8 protein-coding genes are annotated in these 13,292 nt (G+C 51.5%); 6 read left to right on the forward strand and 2 right to left on the reverse strand.

The genetic code is table 11. The features are described 5' to 3' along the window. Window positions 1-579: 579 nt before the first annotated feature. Complete coding sequence (locus tag HG66A1_RS09865) at window positions 580-6,120, forward strand: CHAT domain-containing protein (protein WP_145182817.1); 5,541 nt, start codon at window positions 580-582, stop codon at window positions 6,118-6,120. A gap of 161 nt (window positions 6,121-6,281) precedes the next feature. On the opposite strand, the gene HG66A1_RS09870 is transcribed toward HG66A1_RS09865, so the two are convergent. Next, a complete protein-coding gene (locus HG66A1_RS09870) occupies window positions 6,282-7,316 on the reverse strand; it encodes a lipocalin family protein (protein ID WP_145182821.1) in 1,035 nt (344 codons plus the stop codon). 660 nt (window positions 7,317-7,976) lie between these two features. On the opposite strand from HG66A1_RS09870, the gene HG66A1_RS09875 reads away from it, so the two are divergent. From HG66A1_RS09875 to HG66A1_RS32795, 3 genes are all read left to right on the forward strand, one after another. After that, a complete protein-coding gene (locus HG66A1_RS09875; protein ID WP_145182824.1) occupies window positions 7,977-8,732 on the forward strand; it encodes a hypothetical protein in 756 nt (251 codons plus the stop codon). A gap of 241 nt (window positions 8,733-8,973) precedes the next feature. Further along, entirely contained in the window at window positions 8,974-9,354 is a 381-nt protein-coding gene (locus HG66A1_RS09880; RefSeq protein ID WP_145182827.1) for a hypothetical protein, read from the forward strand. A 739-nt stretch (window positions 9,355-10,093) separates the two neighbouring features. Continuing rightward, entirely contained in the window at window positions 10,094-10,315 is a 222-nt protein-coding gene (locus HG66A1_RS32795) for a pentapeptide repeat-containing protein (RefSeq protein WP_409999479.1), read from the forward strand. On the opposite strand, the gene HG66A1_RS09890 is transcribed toward HG66A1_RS32795, so the two are convergent. Then, complete coding sequence (locus tag HG66A1_RS09890; RefSeq protein ID WP_145182833.1) at window positions 10,238-10,666, reverse strand: hypothetical protein; 429 nt, start codon at window positions 10,664-10,666, stop codon at window positions 10,238-10,240. The genes HG66A1_RS32795 and HG66A1_RS09890 overlap by 78 nt on opposite strands. Before the next feature lie 633 nt (window positions 10,667-11,299). On the opposite strand from HG66A1_RS09890, the gene HG66A1_RS09895 reads away from it, so the two are divergent. Then, window positions 11,300-11,944, forward strand: a complete 645-nt coding sequence (locus HG66A1_RS09895) for a hypothetical protein (RefSeq protein ID WP_145182836.1) — start codon at window positions 11,300-11,302, stop codon at window positions 11,942-11,944. A gap of 296 nt (window positions 11,945-12,240) precedes the next feature. Beyond that, window positions 12,241-13,269, forward strand: a complete 1,029-nt coding sequence (locus HG66A1_RS09900; RefSeq protein ID WP_145182839.1) for a DUF1559 domain-containing protein — start codon at window positions 12,241-12,243, stop codon at window positions 13,267-13,269. Window positions 13,270-13,292: the final 23 nt, after the last annotated feature.

Below are 13,292 nucleotides of genomic sequence, written 5' to 3' on the forward strand. Positions count from 1 at the left end.
CGGGGAAACAGATTCCATCTCGACTGGATTGTCTGCGTACCTGTGTCTGCTTGAGAACTTACCTCCTGATATTAGTTCTTGCGTTTATAAGAATTGTGGTTCGATGGGTGCTGGAGGCGTATCAAAACCCCAGAGAACGCAGCCACTGCATACACAGCGAGGGGCTGATACTTGCGTTCATTATGCGATTGCTATTCTTTGTCGTCAAGATGCTATCGTCCAATTGCACAGCAGGAATTCTTTTGGCTCAGAATTCATTCCTGACTGAGTAAACTTTCCAAGGCGATCAATGAAATGATTCCGGGTTGTCGTTCCAGGATGGGGGAGCTCCCGGTAATGAGCAGCTTAACCGGAGTATTCCTGTGAGCTCTCTCAGCAGCCGTTTTCTACCAGGCATGTTCCGCAGAAAACAATGACTGGATCGTAGTGCGACATTCTGTCGGACCAGGCAACTTGACTTCTGTTCAAGCCAGGGGGATAATCGGAAATTATCAGCTCGGCTTATCACAGTTTGACGATTGCGGAGTCTTCAGAACGATGGGACACCTGCCAGAGATTCAGTCACTGGGAGTCTAGATAGTGCCTGCACCCCAAAAATATGCTTCCATGGGGGGAGGGGGGCTTGCTCTCCTGTTCTTGCTTTGTGCCTGGTTTGCTGGTTCCAGATGGGGACTGCCAACCGAACATCTACAGGCACAACAACCGGATCAGCCGCTTGTGGCACCACGGCCTGCGATCCATTCTGAGACCAGCACAGCCAGGCAAAGGCGTCAGCTGCTGACGGAGATGGAAGCGGTCTGGCTGGAAGGGAACCTGACGGAAGCGATCGCACTGGCTGAAAAGCTCTTTAGACTCGAACAGAAAATCTTTGGTTCCGAGTCGGACGAGACGGCGTGGCGACTTCGCGATCTTGCCAAATACTCACTGGAAAACAACCAGGTGGATGCCGCATTACGGTACGCAACGCAGTCGTCGGAAATTATTGATCGCTTACATCAGACCGAGTCCTGGAAAACTGAGGACGCCCTTCGTTTTCAACAGACCCTGGTTGCAATCTCCGACCTGCCGCTCACAAAACGCATGAAGTTTCTGAATGCAGAACGGGACTTCTTAAATGGTTTGCTGGAGAATGACTATCGTGCTGCTTTAGAAGCGAATCTTCTGCGGGCCGGCGTGCTGCTGGAACTGCTGGGAGATCGTCATCTCAGCGTGATCGAAGCTTTATTGAGAAGCCAGGAGCTGTTGGTTGTCATGAACGACCCGAGTTCCTCAATCACACAAATTCAGCGGCTCGATCAACTGATACCACAGGTCACGAAGACTCCGCATCCCGTTCATGCGTACTTACATAAAGTCTGGGCGGATCAGGCATTGCATGGTGGGGCTACGGATCTTGCTGACGAACACTTCCGCAAATCCGTAAAATTCTACGAGCAGTCGAAAGTGGATTTTCTGCCGGATTATGCAATCACGCTTAACAATTTCGGTCTGTTTCTGATACGAACCGGCCGGTTTGACGAAGCCCATCATGTTCTGAAGAAAGCCTGCAGTCTTTTGAGAAATCGCGTCGGGCTGATCAATTCCCAGACACAACTGCTGGAGTACAACCTGATCAGTCTCGAACAATATCTCAGTCAGCAGGCGTTGCCAGAGCATAACTGGGATACTGCAGAGCGCTATCTTGAGAACAGCCTTGCTACACTGAAACAGATTGAATCCGATACCGGAAAGAGCCAGTACCAGATACGTGACGTTGAGTGGGACCTGAAGGTTTTGCGGCTGTGTCGAACAATGAATCAAGCTTCATTACAGGACATGGACCGTTGCCTGGCTCTGAAATCACAGATTGATACGAAAACAATCCCGGGTGACGAAACTGCAGCGCTGGCACTGAGTCGTGAGTATCGTGATCTGGTTCAGAAGTTGTTCGGGGCGAATACTCCGTCAGCGGTACGTGCTGATTTTCAGGTCGCGAAACAGACGACAGATCGCGATGCCAAACTCGCGCTCTACAGATCACTTCTCAAGCCAATGCGTGCGGTGCTGGGAGATGACCATCCGGCGTACGCAGAACTTCTCATCGAAATTGCCGACTGGAGTGAGCCTGCTTCTGAACAGACATTGGAACAGGCAGAGACCGCTACCGGGATTTACGAGAAGAATTCCTGGCACCAGACCCCGGAATATGCTCGTGCCCTGCGAATCGTTGGTCGGATTCGAAATACACTCCGCCGAGATGACGCCATCGTGGCGCTGCTCAAAGCCGAAGGTGTCTTGAAAGAACAGCGTCTCACCAGTGGTATCGATTATCTTATCACGTTAAACGAGCTTCTGTTCTACTACCGCAATCACGATCAGCTGATTGAAGCGATTCCTTATTGTGAAACTGCAGAAGAGTTGGCGCGGCAGCTGCTGAAAGTCGATCGAGGTCTTGTCGCCCAAACCTGTAACCAGGTTGCGACGATCTACGAAACACTGGGACGGACCGATGAGGCGCTTGAGAACTATTTGCGAGCAGTGAATTTTTTCGATGAACTTTCAGGTCCGCCAAGCCGCGCCCAACTGATCACATTGAAGAACGTCGCGGGACTTTATCGCAGGCAACAGCAATACGTGTCCGCGGAAGACTTCTTTCGGCGATTTCTGAAAATGGTCGAAACACCCGGTTTGTACGATCGGGGATTACAGGTCGATGCTGTATTGGGCCTCACCTCCATGTACCAGGAACAGGAACGGTACCAGCAGGCACGCAACCTGCTCGGCCAATTGGATCAGTCTCTACAGCAGGATGAGAAAATCTCGACTCTCTGGTGCAATATTCGACTGGCACAAATCTCGCTCGAGCAGGCAGACGAAAAACCAGACAAAGCTGTTGCGCTATTTGAGGAATTATGGAATGTGCTCGCAACGGGTACCTTCCCACCGAAACCAGAGTCGACGTTGCAGAACGATCAGTCCCCCCAATCGACGCTGGAACGTCCGCAAATTTACAGGGGACGGGAGTGGTTGGGATTTCTCCAGCAAGTGAAGGGGATTACCGGTCAGTTTTCGGATCCGGCGCCTTACCTGCGTGTGCTGAAAGTCATACAGGATCACGCCCGGGAATGGGATCAAAATGAACCGTGGCATCTGGCCGATGCGGAGAATGAACTACGTGAGGCACGAAAATATGCGGACCTGTCTCCCGAAGCTCGTCTGAAATTGAAAGAGGCAGAGGAGTGGGAGGCAAAGGCCCTGGATCAGTCCGGCAGCGAAGCAACGGCAGATCGGCTTTCGTTGCTGGAAAAAGTGCTGGCGACTCAGACTGAGATTCTGGGGCGCAAACACCGGGCTGTCGCGACCACCTGTCTGGAGTTCGCCCAACTCCAGAGAAAATCCGGACGGATCAGCAGCGCGATGGACTCTTATCGCGAGGCAGTCCGGATTCGATCCGAACTGCTGGGCGATCGACATGCGGCGACTGCGGAAGCCCAATCGGAGGCTGCACTCGGTGCAATGGCAGCAGGAGATGTTCAACAGGCGCAGCGATGGTTGTTCGAGGCGATCAAAACTCAAACGGAAATTCTGGGGGAGAACGCTCCGGCCCTGGCAGAGAGCTATCATCGGCTGGTGAAGTATTATATTTATCAGGGACAGTATGCCGAAGCGCTGGAACTGGCGCAATCCACCTGTCAACGATATGCAGCCGTGTTCGGTAAGATGAGTCTGAAGAATGCCGAGGCCCTGAAGACACTTTCTTCCGTTTATTCAGCTCTCGGAAATGACATGCAGGCCATTTATCCGTTGCTGGAATCCATGGAAATTGTGAATGGCCTGGACGTTGATTCGCGTGCAGAAACGGAGTTCATCCTGGCTGCTGGCTGGCAACTTCTGCAGTTTCCACTCTCGCATGCGCTCCTGCAGGAAGTTGTCGATGAGTTTGTGGCGAAACTGAAGATGACGGATCCCGATTCGAAGGACTATGCGAATGCACTTGAACTTCGAGGGATGTTGAGTTTTAACCAGAAAAAGTATGAGGAAGCTGAGACATACTTCCAGCAATCACTCCAGATCTACAGGAAGTTCTTCGAAAATCCCAATCATCCACAGATATCAGAGCTCTTGAATAATCTTGGGGCGGTCGCCCTGAATCGGGGAAAACTGGAACAGGCAGAGCAGTATCTGGAGCAGGCTTTCAGCTCCAGATTGGAGAGCACTGTAACGGGGAACGAAATCCAGTTTCTGATTTTCTACAATCTGGCGGAAGTGAAGGCGCGCCTGGGGAAATCCGCAATCGCTCTGAAATATCTGTCACGCTGTTTTGAAATCGATGAACGTTCTCTCATGACAAATCTGCTGCTCAGACCGGAAGCAGCTCTGACCAAGCTCTTGAATAACCGGTTTAATCTCTATTCACTGCTCGTGACTCTGCAACTCTCGGGGCAGCTGCCCGAGGATTCCGTTTCAGAAGTGTTTTCCCGTATTCTGGGACGCAAGGGACTGGCATTGGACATCGCCTGCCAGATGAATGCGGCTCAGAACGCATTGATTCACGATGCCGGCATCGCCAGTAAACTCCAGGAAATCCAGCAGCTGCGGATCTGGCTGGCAGAGTCCAGCGTGACCGGAGAGGAGTTCGAGAAGCAGCAGGTTTCCAATGCCGGCGAGAAATTTGTACCGAACCGTCAGACCAAAGCCGTGCTCCGAATTCAGGAACTGCAGGAACAGGTTGCCCTCGCAATCCGGGAGGCCGGTCTGCAACTGCAATTGACGGGCGTCGATGTCGAAGAGATTCGCGGGAAACTGGCTCCTGACAGTGCGTTGATCGAGTTTGTTGTCAGCGGCCTGATCGATCTGAAAGACCCGGCTTCGCGCGCAGGGGACGACCCGCATCTACTTGCTTTTTATCTGCCATCTGATGCAAAGCGGACCTGCCGTCTCGTCGATCTGGGGCGAATCAGGGATATCAACGAGCAGATTGAAAAACTTCGGGGGCATATCGAACGCGTTCCCCGTTCGCTCCGTTTCATGTCGGAAGACGAATTGGAGTCTCAATATCAGGAATTGAGTTCCCAACTCTATCGCAGCCTGCTGCAGCCTTTTGATGAAGAACTGTCAAAACTCGACCACCTCGTGATCGCCCCTGATGGACAGCTGCATTTTATTCCGTTTGCCGCGCTGACCCGCGCGAATGGTCACTATCTGGTTGAGGACCTGGCCATCAGCTATGTCTCTTCCGGGCGGGATCTGCTCCGTGAGAAAGCAGCGCCCGGCCGTGGTACTCTGGTGCTGGCCGACCCGGATTATGATGCGACCCGCGAACAGCGGATCTCGCAGGCGAAAACACTTGGCATTGATTTGTCGGATCATCAGAAATTTGCATTGCGAGGTGCCGGCCAGACGGAACTGAGATCACTCCGCTGGAGGCCCTTACCGGGAGCGCGGAAAGAAGCCGCGTCTGTTCAGACTCACCTGGCTGGTTCCATTTACGCTCCCGTGCAGGTCTTTTACGGAGGGGACGCAGCTGAAGACGTCTTTAAAACGGTGGTCTCTCCCCGGATTGTCCACATCGCGACTCATGGCTTTTATCTCCCACTGGAAAATGCCGGAGCGTTTAACGAGAGTCGGTCGGTTCAGAGATCGTCCGGTTCGGCCCTGGGAAGGTTGCGATATGTCGACAATCCGCTGTTGCGATCCGGGCTTGTGCTCGCAGGAGCCAATCAGCTGGCAACAAACAGCGAGAAGCGAGGCGTCAATCTTGAGGACGGCTGGCTGACCGCCCAGGAAATCTCATCGATGGATTTTCGCAATACGGAACTGGTTGTGCTGAGTGCTTGCGAAAGCGGTCTGGGAGATTCTGAATTGGGGAATGGGGTGCGGGGATTGCAGCGCGCGTTTATCGTGGCTGGAGCGCATAGCCTGTTGACCAGCATGTTCGAAGTCCCGGACAAAGAGACGCGCGAACTGATGGATTCGTTTTATCAAAAATTCGTTCAATCAGGCGATCAGGTCAAATCCATGCAAGCGGCCCAGCAAAAACTCATTTTGCAGCGAAGGGAGCAAAGTGATGCCGCCCATCCCTTCTTCTGGGCAAGTTTCTTTATCGTGGGACAGCCAGAAAAAAATCCCGCCGGCAAGTGATTCTGAGAAGTTGAGATCAGATAAAAAAACAGCCACCTGCGAAAGTCGCAAGTGGTTGTTTTCATAGCCGGGGCAGCTCAGCAGAGGATGTTTCAGAACACAAAAAAGCCCCCGTTCACAAGGAACGAGGGCTTTCCACAACCAACCTCTTTCATCCAGCCTTACGATGCTTTCTGGAAAGCCATGGTGGTTCCGTCAGCAACCATCTGCACATAGAGGACACCATTTTCAAACCAGAACTTTGACTGTTCCACACCATCGCTGGTGTTCACGGTCAGAGTATTGCCGTTGATTCTGTAAGTTCCATTGTCTGAGTCATATTTCTGTTGGCCGTTGGAGTCGACAGCCATTACTTCCATCGCAAACTCTCCTTGAGCACTGAAGGCGACGGCGATCTGAATCTGTACCCCGTTCAATACATCCTGCAGATACCATTTTCCGACGAGCGGGTTCGACTGCTGCTGGGGAGGTGTGTATCCACCATTTCCCTGAGACTGACCACCATTGAAGCCACCTTGCTGCCCGCCATTGTGACCACCCTGAACAGGAGGCACTGGTGCAGTTGGTTTGTGGCTGGCAGTGCGGTGAGGCATGCCACCCTGTGGTGCGTTTGAAGCTGTCAGGTGGACGAGTTCCTGAGGCATTGTTTTCGCCTGCAGATAAGCCACATCCATCTTGCCGTCGTACTTCAGGATCACAGCGGGAGAACCGACCAGCGAATCCTTGTCACGGGAAGGTACCTGGGGGTAGGCAATTTGAACCTTGGTGGCATTTTTGAGCAGAGCGAAGGTCAGGATAATCCGACGTTCCGTATCGACGATCCACCCTGGCATCACCATGTGTTTGCCATCAGCGTAGAACACGATGACGTGAACCACAGCCTGCTCAATTGAGCCGGCGATGTTCTGAGGTACCGTGCCCCCCATCAGGGCTGATGGGTTCGATGCAGGGGGTTGAGCAGTGGGAGTTTGCGGAGCAGGTCGTGTGGCTGGTGCGTCTGATCCCTGCTGTGTCCCCTTGTCAGGATAATCAAGTCCCCACTCCTCATACTCGGCAGCACGAGAGACCGGATCAGCTGCGACAGCGAAACCAGATCCGCCCAGCGTGTTGAAAGCAAGGGCTCCACAGAGCAGGCTTTTTACCAGTGTTTTGTTGCAGAATTCACGAAACAATTTTGTGTTGATGTTGAAGGTCATGTCAGGCTCCAGAAGAAAAAGGTTTGTGTTGTTTTGTGGTTGCTCTCGTTGAGACAATTCCCTTACAAGCCCCCCTCTGAGTTGTGACACTGCAGACGACTTTTTTTTCATTTTCCTGATGAATTGAGCCCGTTACGCGGCAAAAATGCCCCGAATTCGTTCCAAAAACACCCCATTTTTGCGCCTGGTGACAAGTCGTATCTCTAGATATGAAAGTCACTTACAGGCATGTCTGGCACGGGGCGAACTTCATCCTCAAAATATTGCATGTGTTTTCTGGAGAACTTCCCTCACCTGCCACTTTGCAGGAGACGAAGTGGTGAATCGAATACGGGAGAAAAGCAGAGAGTGCGGTCAGGCAGCAACGTTCGCCAGGCGCTCAAGCAACGGTCCTGGAAGCTGGTAAATAAAGGATAGAGATCGCCACCGGGAAACGATAAGCTAACGTATAGCGTCCGTGCGGGCCGGTCAGACTTCGCGCAACCCGTTAATGCGTACTCGGGGCGATTTTTGATGTCACACGTATCGGCTCGCATCAACTCTTCATTGATAGCGGCTTGAAAGATCAATTCACTCAGACAATTATAGGACCTCTCACGGATTTTGACTGAGTCCGGTTCTCTGCAAAGTCTCCTGTGATTCAGATTTTGAAAGGACAGAATGAAAAAGTATGCCCCTCTAGCATTGGTTGTCGGTTTTCTGATACTGGCACTCGTGCGCTTCGGTGTGCGGCACGGTTTTCAGTTCGGACCTACGAACGGGGAAGTGATTGAGCAATATCAATCACAGTTTGAGCCGCTGCATTCGACGCTGGCAGCTGTCGTCACTCGTATTGATGGGCTTCCTCCGGTGGAAGAAACGAAACTCGATCTGACGCTGGATCCCAAACCGACATTGATCGTGGGTGATGCGGAACGAACCAATACCTCAATGATCTCTTTAAGTTATTTGAAAACTTATCAAACGCCTGATGTGACTGGATCGAGTGACCTGACGGCGGGAGACTACGGGCATCAGCGTTTTTCCATCGATGGGGATGATTTTCAACATACGATAGCCTGGACGGGCGATGATAATCCCCTGGTTTCTTCCGCGATGAAGAGAGATGGATCCGATATGGAAAAAATGCTCCAAAAGACTTTGGCGCTGGAGTATCTGATCGTCGGTCGCAACGGAGAGATGAAGCCGAGCATGTATGACGAACATGGTCGACCGACGGAAGATTTACCCTGTGAAGTCTTTCTGGTGAGCCTCAAAACTGGAAAAATCGTAGGACAGGCACAACTGTTATTGCCACCCGCAGCGCGACCCGGAGGCGGTATGGGGCCGGGGGAAATTGTCAAGGATGTCGTTCGTCAGATCGGTGAGGCGTGGGATCAGGGAGCTGTAATTAAGTGGCAAGAGCCAGCACCTTAGCGATCATCGTCTGGCATCCCGGATCTGATAAAAATTCTCAATCAAGCTGCGTGTCATCGGTCAGAGTGGCCGAGACTAAGTGACTCACCGTGTTGTCTATTATGACATACTTGACAATCAGGCGCGAGTTCTCGTCTCCCATGTCGAAAAATATCGAAGATCCCTTCGCTGGTACGGCGGACGATGGAGTACGTCGGCGCCTGGGCGACCATTGCGTCCGGATATTCCTGAGGATTTCTAAATGACAGTATTTCAAGTTGTTGCATCAGACTGTGCGGCAAAAACCAAGGTTGCTTCCGCAGTGCGGTCAGTGAGTGCAGACCGTGGGCTTTCCGAGTTGATGCACGCAGTTGAAAAAGGCACTCCGTTGTTTGAGGGCAAGTTTTATGGTCTTGATCATGATGAAGTGTCATCCCGATTCGTTGCCATTATGGATACTTTGGAATTGAAGGGGATCAAGTATGAACTCTTTCAGATAACAAAGCTTCCAGAGCTACCTGAACCACTACGTCAGCAGATTGAGCGGTCGTATATCGAAAATGCTTTAGCACGTCATGAAGCAATCTCCGCTGAGGAAGATACCATAATGGAACTTGAAGAAGGTTACGAAGATCAATTGTAGCCTTTACTACCTCAGCTTCTCTTGAGCAAATACAAGGTGGTCGCACATCTATCAGCGTTATCGTGGCACAGGCGGCTTCCGAGAGATTACCGCCCGTCGTAACGCACTGCATCAAGAAGCTGAACGCCTCTTGATCGACAACCTCTATATCCTCGAAGCTCAGGATGCGGGTTTCCGAATTGCCTTCAACCGAGGAAGTCGTCTGGAAGCCACAAGTTCAAAGGGCAACTTGCTCCGACCAGACATTCAGATCAGGGCACCTGGTGGGCGTTACGGCAGCATTGACTGGACTACGGAGGGATCCACAGGCAAAATATTCAAATACGGTGATCAAGCGGATGCGCCTTGGATCATCAACGTAACACTACCCTGGGAGTGCATAATGGCATCGATTCATGATCGTTGGAGTGAGCATCAGCCACTTGACATTCGGGCTTTGCTGCTAAGTTCCGATGAATGCCGCAGCCCTTTTAGTGTCACCGACGAGGGCCATTGCGACTTTCGAGGCGTCCGCATTGACGCTTCGTTCCATAAGATGACCGTTCGGCGTGTGGATTTTTCTAGTGCCGTACTGGGAGATGGTCAATTTGTTGGGGCGTGCGACGACTGTAAGTTTGTTGAATTTGTTTGCGATGGTAATCTTGGTCGGGAATTCCTCAACTGCGTTTTTCACAAAGCACGTCTGAACAACTCGGTCTTCTATGGGAAGTTTCTCAACTGCGACTTCTCCGATGCGAATATGACTGGCGTCAGAGGACGCCACATCAGGTTTGAGAGATGCACTTTCGAGAACACTAACCTACGAAAAGCGTCGTTTTACGACTCGACTTTTGTTGACTGCAAACTCATAAACTGCACAATTCGATCAGGCTCGCTGGCAGGATCAAGTTTCGACAACTGTGAAATGAATGACTTTGACTTGAGCAAGACTGTCATGGCACGAGTGAAAGGACTTGAGTGAAAGGGCTAAACACCCCCCCAGGGCGGCGATGATCGGCTTCAGACGTTTGGAATCAAACACAGCGATCGATTCAGCGAGTGAGTCCAAAGAAACGCGGGGGCACTTCAGTTTTTTCTGCACCTTTTTGAGTTCACTGGCCTGCTGCAGACCACGGAGAGACGTCACGATGGGATTGAACAGATAGAGCAGGATCATGGTGCAATACTGATCCATGTGCAGACTGCGATTGCCAGCACGGTCACGTTCGCAGCCGACCTCATGCAGTTCCTGCAGCAGTTTTCCCAACTGACGGAAGTACTTCAGCCCGATGATGTCCTGCTCTTCAATCTCGGCGCGCTTTGCTCGTGGCATAACAGATGTCTCAAGCGGTCAACGCGCCTTCCTGTCTGCAGATTGACCAATTTACAAACCACGAACGTCACGAAATACACGAAACCTCTCTATTCGTGGTGATTTTTTACAGGTAGCATTAAGTGTGCCGAACAGGATTGGGGCAGAACTCTTTAATGTGATTAAGAGTCCTAGTATCTCGGATACGAGCACTGTTAAACCAGACTTACAGAGTTGATGTGGCTGGCGGGACGATCGCTTTGGGGATTTCCTGAATCGGACACAGTCGGACAACGTATCGGACATGTTTACGGACTGAGTATACACCTCTGAACCGCATTATTATCGTCATGTCATAATGTGCTCAGCAGCAGGTTCGAAAACGCTCATCAGACTGCCTGGAATTATATGAGGAATCAGTTGTACCAACTCTCAATCCTGGTCTTTGCCCAGCAGACGGAGTAATCCGGTTTCTTGAATATCAGGCTCAGCGTTTCCGATTCGCAGGAAATTTCACACTACAATTCTCATATTTAGAACTGGATATTAGTTGCTTGCTTTCGCTTAAACAGGCTGTTAATCTTATTCGCGTGGAGAGTGAGCAGATTAGTTATTAGCATTTGGTACCGTGTTACGGTATCTACGGGTTCGTTCATGTTCACTCGGCTCCTTTTAGCGAAATATCATCACGCACGCAGGTGGATCGGCCTGTTTGTGTTGATTTCGATCATGTCTTCGCTGGTGCCGCTCCCATTGAGTCTTTCTTCTCCCGTGGAAAAAGATCTTTCCACTCCTTTCCCCTGCCAGAATCGTCCTTGTGGCTGTCAATCTGCAAAACAGTGCTGGAAATCCTGTTGTTGCTTTACGAATCGTGAAAAAATCGCCTGGGCCAAGGCAAACCGCGTTGAGGCTCCCGCTTATGTTGCTCAGGCTGCTGCGAAAGAATGCAGAGAAACAGCCTGCAGTTCAGGGAGTTGTTGCTCTGAGAAGAAGCAGCATGTTGCGGATCTTCCGGTGCTCAATGAAAATCACCCTGGCTGCTGTACTTCGGCCAAAGCTGTTACAACTCAATCTGAAAAAACAGCTGCAAGTAACACGGACAACGGTCCCGTGATTGGTCTGTATGCCCAGAAATGTCAGGGGCAGGGGACCTTCTGGAACAGCCTTCCCTGGGCGATCATGCCTGGCTTACAGGCAGAAGTACTGGTCTTTGCTCCGGATATCTGGAACCCTTTCTACTCGGTGAAAGCGCCAGAGAAGGCGCTTGAGCCCCCCACACCTCCCCCACGCATCGTCTGATCCTGGTTTCCTGTCGAGTCCGAATCTTGCCTTCTGGTTCGTAACAGACAGTCGTTTTGCGCCTCGCTTTATGTAGCAGAGAGCGTGCGGCTTGTGCTGGCGCGCTTACGGTGGGCATAGACTTACTCTCCACAAAGTTCGTTTTGATCTGCTGTGAGCGTGCTACCACTGGCCGCACTGCCTCCGCGTATCAGACTCGACATCCCGCTTTGGTATTCATTCTCAACTGGTTGTTCTGATGTAACAGATGTTCTCAGAACGAAGCAGAACGCTCTTTCTACGTCCGGATATATCTAATGAAAAAATGCTTTCAATATACCAATTCAGAACCGCAGACGATTCGTCGCGGCTTTACACTGATCGAACTACTCGTGGTCATTGCCATCATCGCAATCCTGATCGCCCTGCTGTTGCCAGCAGTCCAACAAGCGCGGGAAGCGGCAAGACGTACGCAATGCAAGAACAACCTCAAGCAACTCGGACTGGCATTACACAACCATCACGATGCTTTCCTGTATTTCCCTTCGCAACGCGATCAGGATGAAGCTCCCGTTGATCCCTCCAATCAGAGTTTTTACCGCTGGTCCCCATTGGCGATGCTGACTCCCTACCTGGATCAGTCCAATATCTATAATCAGCTCGATCTGAAGTCCCCCCTGTATCTCTACAGTTCTGGTCCCCCGCCTTCCGTGACGACGAATCCTGCGCTGTCTGGTGTTGTGAGTACGAAGGTTCCTGTATTTCTCTGTCCTTCGGATATTCACGAACGCGTCAGTAATACCTGGGGAGCGACGAATTATGTCTTTTGTCAGGGTACGGGACAGGATGGCGGTGCTTATGAGGACACTGACGGAGCGTTTGCCATCGATTCTCGAACGAAGGCCCGAGACGTTACAGACGGACTGTCAAACACGGTATTCGTTTCCGAACACCTGATTGGAAGTGCTGCTCCCGATTCGACGCGGGGCGTGGCTAATAGCGGCTCCGAATGGAACCTGGCTTCTGTCTGGAATGCGTCTGCTACGGCCGTGGAAGATTCCTGGTGTCTTGATAACTCGGCGACAGTGACGTTTCAACGGGGAGAGAAATGGGCTGATGGTTCAGTTAATGATACCGGGTACAACCATTTCCGAAATCCCAATTCCCGTACCAATGACTGCTATTCACGCTATGCCTCTTCGAAAAGTGCCCGCAGTCGCCACGCTGGTGGGGTGAATGCCCTGCTGGGGGATGGCGCTGTGCGCTTTGTGAGTGAAAACATCAGCATTGAAATCTGGCAGGCCCTGGGCAGTGTTTCCGGGGGCGAAGTGATTGGTGAATTTTGACAGACATCCCGTGTGCAGGGGAC

This window comes from Gimesia chilikensis, from assembly GCF_007744075.1.
Lineage (GTDB): Bacteria > Planctomycetota > Planctomycetia > Planctomycetales > Planctomycetaceae > Gimesia > Gimesia chilikensis_A.

Bases quoted from the DNA above. Each gene is read 5' to 3' on its own strand.
- HG66A1_RS09895 (WP_145182836.1), top strand. From the start codon at position 11,300: ATGTTCACTCGGCTCCTTTTAGCGAAATATCATCACGCACGCAGGTGG.
- HG66A1_RS09875 (WP_145182824.1), top strand. From the start codon at position 7,977: ATGAAAAAGTATGCCCCTCTAGCATTGGTTGTCGGTTTTCTGATACTG.
- HG66A1_RS09900 (WP_145182839.1), top strand. From the start codon at position 12,241: ATGAAAAAATGCTTTCAATATACCAATTCAGAACCGCAGACGATTCGT.
- HG66A1_RS09890 (WP_145182833.1), bottom strand. From the start codon at position 10,666: ATGCCACGAGCAAAGCGCGCCGAGATTGAAGAGCAGGACATCATCGGG.
- HG66A1_RS09870 (WP_145182821.1), bottom strand. From the start codon at position 7,316: ATGACCTTCAACATCAACACAAAATTGTTTCGTGAATTCTGCAACAAA.
- HG66A1_RS09880 (WP_145182827.1), top strand. From the start codon at position 8,974: ATGACAGTATTTCAAGTTGTTGCATCAGACTGTGCGGCAAAAACCAAG.
- HG66A1_RS32795 (WP_409999479.1), top strand. From the start codon at position 10,094: ATGACTGGCGTCAGAGGACGCCACATCAGGTTTGAGAGATGCACTTTC.